Annotated in this window: 6 protein-coding genes; 3 read left to right on the top strand and 3 right to left on the bottom strand. The window is 59.4% G+C overall.

From position 1 onward, the window contains the following. Positions 1–422: 422 nt before the first annotated feature. Positions 423–1082 (bottom strand): TorF family putative porin, encoded by a 660-nt coding sequence (locus RI563_RS10890; protein ID WP_310694411.1) that lies wholly within the window; start codon positions 1080–1082, stop codon positions 423–425. A gap of 105 nt (positions 1083–1187) precedes the next feature. Here RI563_RS10890 and RI563_RS10885 point away from each other — a divergent pair, with 105 nt between their 5' ends. Further along, positions 1188–1451: an accessory factor UbiK family protein gene (locus RI563_RS10885; RefSeq protein WP_310694410.1), complete on the top strand. Its 264-nt coding sequence runs from the start codon at positions 1188–1190 to the stop codon at positions 1449–1451. A gap of 215 nt (positions 1452–1666) precedes the next feature. Beyond that, the gene (locus RI563_RS10880) at positions 1667–3196 is read left to right on the top strand and encodes a YifB family Mg chelatase-like AAA ATPase (RefSeq protein WP_310694409.1); all 1530 of its coding nucleotides are present in this window, start codon (positions 1667–1669) and stop codon (positions 3194–3196) included. A 3-nt stretch (positions 3197–3199) separates the two neighbouring features. Here the strand turns inward: RI563_RS10880 and RI563_RS10875 are convergent, their stop codons facing one another. Both RI563_RS10875 and RI563_RS10870 read right to left on the bottom strand, forming a co-directional pair. Next, positions 3200–3595: a homoserine dehydrogenase gene (locus tag RI563_RS10875; protein ID WP_310694408.1), complete on the bottom strand. Its 396-nt coding sequence runs from the start codon at positions 3593–3595 to the stop codon at positions 3200–3202. Between the two features lie 27 nt (positions 3596–3622). Further along, positions 3623–4543, bottom strand: a complete 921-nt coding sequence (locus RI563_RS10870; RefSeq protein ID WP_310694407.1) for an alpha/beta hydrolase — start codon at positions 4541–4543, stop codon at positions 3623–3625. 116 nt (positions 4544–4659) lie between these two features. Here RI563_RS10870 and RI563_RS10865 point away from each other — a divergent pair. After that, positions 4660–5123 (top strand): YbaK/EbsC family protein (locus tag RI563_RS10865; protein WP_310694406.1); only part of this gene is annotated, 464 nt, incomplete at its 3' end.

The raw sequence follows: 5123 nt of genomic DNA, 5'->3' as shown, positions 1-5123 counted from the left end.
CATTTATTCTAAGTATGGTTAAAAACGCCGAGGTACAAAGTCGCGGAGAAAAAATTTCATGTATTCTTCTATAGTAAGGGTGTCAAACAAACAGGCTCCAGCGCGGCCATGCATGACATACAGTGCAACAACAGAAAACCTATTCACTCTCGCAGAGACGCAACGGCGCCAGAAAACCTTCACTGTTTAATTCTTCGCGGCTTTGCGTCTCTGCGAGAGTTAATTTTATTATGATGCATCAGGCAGGCCCGATATTGCATTGGGGGTATCAGGCAATAGCCGGTTTGCCTGACACCGCTATCGCTATGTCAGGCCTACTTCTCTTGCAAAGACGCAACGACGCCAGAAAATCTTCCCTGTTTAATTCTTCGCGACTTCGCGTCTCTGCGAGAGTCAATTTTTATGATGCATCAGACAGGCATTTATCTGAGATCGAACTCACGCATCCAGGAGACTGAAACCCGCATTTCACCCGGGTCGGTGTTGGCCGGCCGGTCCTTGTCGCTCTTGTCCAGCGCGAAAGTGAACTCATCTTTTTTCAGCGCGACATGAATATGGTTGTAATCTTCCTCGGCCGAATCATCGAACTCATACATACCGAACAGTAATGTGGCATAAAGATCGTTGCCCAGCTCGGCATCGGTGCCGATACTCAGATAGATATCGTTGTCCTGACTGGTGCCGTCTTTTGACAGGGTATAGGCGCCCATGACAGAGAACAGATCAAAATCAAACTTGCCATAGAGTTCAGTGGCATCTGCACCGGTATTGGCAACCGGAAACTGGTACATGATAAGACCGGCATCGAAGGGAATATCACCGACGCTGCCCCTGTAGCCACCATACAGATCCAGCTCATACCCGTTGCCGTTACCGTAATTGGAGGTCCAGACACCGGCATACAGGTTCGCATCGTGCGTGTAATCGATACCGCCCTGCACGGCGGCCTGGTCATCGGTCTGGGTCACGCCGCGCCAGATATAATTGGACGTCACGCCCAGATTTCCGCTCAGTTCGCCCTGTGCCTGTGCCAGGCCCGACAGGCCAGCGCTCAACAATATGGCGGTTGCAATCTGTTTCATGGTTTCTCTCCCGTGATTGTTGTTATTCCCCTGGCGGGATTGTCCCGCCGGGCAGAAACATTATAATGATACTTTCATTCATCACCACCTGCAGGCCACTGACCCATGGCAAGCCCTGATATCGAACAACTGGTCGAACGCGTCATGGCGGCACTGCCCGATGGCGTTAAGGAAATGAAGCAGGAAGCCGACCAGCAACTGCGCGCCGCCCTGCAACGCACCCTGTCTCAAATGGACCTCGTCACCCGCGAAGAGTTCGACATTCAGCGCGAGGTGCTGCTGCGCACCCGCAGCAAACTCGAGGCCCTGGAACAGCAGGTCGCCGCTCTGGAGCAGACCCTCCAGCAGAGTCATCCTCCAACTGAATAAAATTAACCACCAAGACACGAAGACACCAAGAAAATCTTGATTCCCTGAATAGACCAGGTATTCCGATACTGATTGATCTTCTTGGTGTCTTGGCGTCTTGGTGGTGAGTTCCTGGTCAAACGGTTGCATCCACCGGCGGTTCGTATAAAAATCGGAGGACGACAAGGAAAGGTTGCAGGCCACCACCCAGCCTGCCACGGACAAGGGAATATGTCATGAGTCTTGCAGTGGTCTATACCCGCGCCCAGTGCGGCGTCGACGCCCCGCTGGTCAGCGTGGAAACCCATCTCTCCAACGGCCTGCCCGGCCTGTCTATCGTGGGCCTGCCGGAGACCGAGGTCAAAGAGAGCAAGGACCGGGTCCGTGCCGCCCTGCTAAACAGCCGTTTTGAATATCCTGCCCGGCGCATTACCGTCAACCTGGCCCCGGCCGATCTGCCCAAGGAGGGCGGCCGTTTCGATCTGGCCATCGCCCTGGGCATCCTGGCCGCCTCCGGTCAGCTCCCCGCCAGCGAACTGGATAAGTATGAATTTCTCGGTGAACTGGCCCTCGGCGGGCAGTTGCGTCCCGTGCGCGGTGCCCTGCCGGCCGCCCTGCACAGCGGCCAGGCCGAGCGTCGCCTGATCGTACCGCGCGATAACCTGGCCGAAGCCGCACTGGTAGGCGCGGCCGAAGTGATGGCCGCGGATCATTTAAGCGAGGTCTGTGCCCACCTGATTGGCCAGCAGTCGCTGGCGCTCGGTGAGCCGGGTGACCTACAAGCCACCGTGCCCGCTCCCCAGCCGGATCTGGCCGAGGTGCGGGCCCAGCACCAGGCCAGGCGGGCGCTGGAGATTGCCGCCGCCGGGGAACACAGCCTGTTGCTGGTCGGCCCGCCCGGTACCGGCAAGTCGATGCTGGCGCGGCGCCTGCCGGGGATCCTGCCGACCATGAGCGACGCGGAAGCGATGCAAAGCGCGGCGGTGCAATCCATCAGTCACCAGGGCTTCGACCGCAGTCGCTGGAAGGTGCGCCCGTTTCGCGCCCCGCATCACACGGCCTCGGCGGTAGCGCTGGTCGGTGGCGGCAGTCACCCGCGGCCGGGGGAGATCTCGCTGGCCCATCACGGGGTGATGTTTCTGGACGAGCTGCCCGAGTTCGACCGCCGCGTCCTGGAGGTGCTGCGCGAACCGCTGGAGAGCGGCATGATTACTATCTCGCGGGCCACACGCCAGGCTGACTTCCCGGCCCGCTTTCAGCTGATCGCCGCCATGAACCCCTGTCCGTGCGGCTACTACGGCGATGCCAGCGGTCGCTGCCGCTGCACACCCGATCAGGTCGCTCGCTATCGGGCCAAGCTGTCGGGGCCGCTGCTGGATCGCATCGACATGCATGTGGAAGTACCGAGTGTCTCCCTGGACGTACTGCATCAGGAGACTCGGCATCAGGAAGAGTCCAGTGCCCAGGTTCGCGAACGGGTGGAAACCGCCCGCGCCCGGCAAATGGCACGCAACGGTATGGCCAATGCGCGACTGGACAATACCCGGCTGGAACAGGTTTGCCAGCTGGAGGCCGAACCGGCGCGGCTACTGCAAACGGCGATCACCCGGCTGGGCCTGTCGGCCCGGGCCTATCACCGCGTTCTGAAACTGGCGCGAACCATCGCCGATCTCGCCGGGGAGGAGCAGATCAGTGCCGCGCACATCAGCGAGGCGATTGCCTATCGCAAGCTGGATCGACCGTTGCAGCAGATGGCCGAACCCTGAGGCTCAATAGCCGCCGCCGACCTCGCCACCGAGCAGCTGGTTACCTTCCTCGAAGAACAGGTACATCAGCTTGGCCACACTTTCGGGCACAATCACCGTGTGACGGTTGCTGGAGTCGGCCATCGCCTGGCGCAGGCTCTGACGCAGGCTTTCGTCGCCGGTCACATCGAAAATAATGTCGACCTTTTCACCCAGTTTGGCGACCTCCAGCGGATCCTCGTACACGGGAACGCCACTCTGGGAAAAGCCCAGCGCCACCGGCGAGTCGAGATGGCGGTGCGCCACGGCCACGATTTCAACCGGTTTCCCCTTTTCCTGAATGATCTCCAGAAAGGCCTCGGCAAACTGCTGGCCGACATTACCCAGCCCCAGCAGTGCCACTTTGATTGTCTCGCTCATGATGGATAACCTCGTGTCTGTTCTTATTTATTCAATTGTACTGAGGTTATCGACGCCTGCCGCGGGGACTTGACCTTCCGCCGCCCACTGGCGGCAGGTTTCCTCGATAATCTGGCGAACTTCCTCGGGCTTTTCGGTCATGGGCCAGTGGTTGCAGTGCACCGGCACGATATCGCTGTGGGGAATGCGCCCGATCTTCGCCTCCAGCGCGCGATGATCGGTCAGCGAAGTCCCGGTGGAGAGCAGCACCCGCACCGGCTGGGTAATCCGCGTATAGTCGGGCAGCGGGCGGACCACCTCCAGCACATCCTGCAGATAGTTGGCCAGCGGAATAAACTCCAGATCCACCCGCGGGTTGGTATACAGGCGGGCAATCTCCGAAGCCGAGGTTTGCTTGAGCAGTTCGCGGGTTTTGACATCCAGCGCATGCAGATCGCGAATCGGAAACTCCCGCTTGCCCAGGCCCAGTGCGTACCCCAGACGTAATAACCTGACGATCAGCCACAACAACGGTCGCAAGCGGCGTGCCTTGCCCAGCCGCCCATGCAGCAATTCGGGAAAGACCGGATCCAGCAGAATCAGCCCGCCGCACAATGTCGGGTAACGCAGGGCGAAGTCCATGGCGATCTGGGCACCGAGGCTGTGACCGATGATCGCCACGTTTTGCAGACCTTCCTGCCGCAGAACCGCCGCCAGATCCTCGCACCAGTGCTCGCGGTGATAGGTCTTGCGGGTCATCGAATAGCTGTGGCCGCGCAGATCCGGGCGCAACAGATTCCAGTCACGGCGCAGGTCGGTGTTGGCGACAAACTCGCTCCAGCGGCTGTGATTGCTCGCCAGCCCGTGGATCATGACCAGCGTGGGCGCATGCGGCCCCTGGCTGACCAGCTTGTAGCCCAGCCGCATCCCATCGGGGGCGGTAACAAAACGCAGTTCTTCACTCGCCATTGTGAGTCATTTTTATTGGCATTGTGCTGACAGTTTTATCATGCCTATAACCGCTTTGCAGCCGGCGATTGTCGACTATAGTTAGAGAAACCGATTGATGAACAGGAGGCGTCATCATGACCATTTCCCTGCGGCTTCTGGAATACCTGGAGTGGAAAGGCGTGGATTACGAACTGCTCCATCACGCCTTTGTCACCGGCAGCCTGCGCACCGCCGCCAGGGCCCATGTCCCGGGTCGCCAGTTTGCCAAACCCGTCGTGCTCAAAGATGAGCAGGGTTACCTCGTGGCGGTGGTCCCCGCCTCGCACAAGCTGGATCTGGACGAACTCAACCGCGGTCTGAATCGCAGGATGCGTATGGCCACGGAAAAAGAGATCGCGGATCTCTTCGACGACTGCTCCAAAGGCGCCATTCCTCCCATCGCCGAAGCCTATGGCTTTGATGCGGCGGTGGACGAGACCCTGGAAGCGTCGCCCGATGTCTATTTCGAAGCCGGCGATCACGCCGAATTGGTCCACGTCACCGGCGATGATTTTCGCTACATGATGCACCGCGCCCGGCACGGGCATTTCAGTCATCC

This window comes from Thiohalophilus sp. (assembly GCF_031581315.1).
In the GTDB taxonomy this organism is placed as follows: domain Bacteria; phylum Pseudomonadota; class Gammaproteobacteria; order UBA6429; family Thiohalophilaceae; genus Thiohalophilus.
This window is presented reverse-complemented; position numbering and strand designations above follow the sequence as displayed.